The sequence below is a fragment of the Actinomadura harenae genome, assembly GCF_003696215.1.
In the GTDB taxonomy this organism is placed as follows: domain Bacteria; phylum Actinomycetota; class Actinomycetes; order Streptosporangiales; family Streptosporangiaceae; genus Spirillospora; species Spirillospora harenae.
Genome location: NZ_RFFG01000274.1, coordinates 1 through 1,024 on the forward strand (window position 1 = coordinate 1; position 1,024 = coordinate 1,024).

1 protein-coding gene is annotated in these 1,024 nt (G+C 76.9%); it reads right to left on the reverse strand.

All coding sequences use genetic code 11. From position 1 onward, the window contains the following. On the reverse strand, positions 1-1,024 hold a 1,024-nt coding region (locus EBO15_RS43455; protein WP_407643406.1), incomplete at both ends, for a ribonuclease D.

The window sequence follows — 1,024 nt, forward strand, 5'->3', positions numbered from 1 at the left end:
CGCTCGGCCCAGCGGTGCGCGGGCGGCGGCCCGTCCCCGGGGAGGTTCGCCTCGGGCAGTCCCCGCTCGGGCAGGCCCCGGGCCCGGGACACCGCGCGCAGCCACGCCGACTGGTGCCGGCGCGCGCCGCGGCCCTTCATCGAGGGCAGCGCGAGCAGCTCGGCGGGGGTCTTCGGGGTCTTGGTGGCGAGCTCGACGATCGCGGCGTCCTGGAGGACGCGGCCGGGGGACAGGTCCCGTTCCTGGGCGATCCGGTCGCGGGTCTCCCAGAGCTCCCGGACGATCGCCAGCGCGCGCCGGTTCCGCACCCGGTGGATGCCGGACGTCCGGCGCCACGGGTCGGCGCGCGGCGCCTTCGGCGGCGTCGCCAGGATCGCGGTGAACTCCTCCAGCGCCCACGGCAGCTTGCCCGAGCGCACCAGCTCCTCGCGCAGCGCGTCGCGCAGCTCCACCAGCAGCTCGACGTCCAGCGCCGCGTACTTCAGCCAGTCCTCCGGCAGCGGACGCGTCGACCAGTCCGCCGCCGAGTGGCCCTTCTCCAGCGCGAACCCGAGGACGTTCTCGACGATCGAGCCGAGCCCGACCCGCGGGTAGCCGAGCAGCCGCCCGGCCAGCTCGGTGTCGAACAGCGTGGTCGGCTTCAGCCCGACCTCGTCCAGGCAGGGAAGGTCCTGGTTGGCGGCGTGCAGCACCATCTCGGTGCCGTCGAGCGCCGCGTTCAGGCCGGTCAGGTCGGGGCACTCGATCGGGTCGATCAGCGCCGTCCCCGCGCCCGCGCGGCGCAGCTGGATCAGGTAGGCCCGCTGCCCGTACCGGTAGCCGGACGCGCGCTCGGCGTCCACCGCCACGGGCCCGGTGCCGTTCCTGAACGCCTCGACGACCCGCGCCAGCCCGGCCTCGTCCGTCACCACCGGCGGCACGCCCTCGCGCGGCTCCAGCAGCGGCGTCGCCACGGGCGCCTCACCGGCCTCCGCGTCGCCTGCGGCGGATGCGCCGGGTTCGGCGCCCGCCTGGGCGGCGGGGG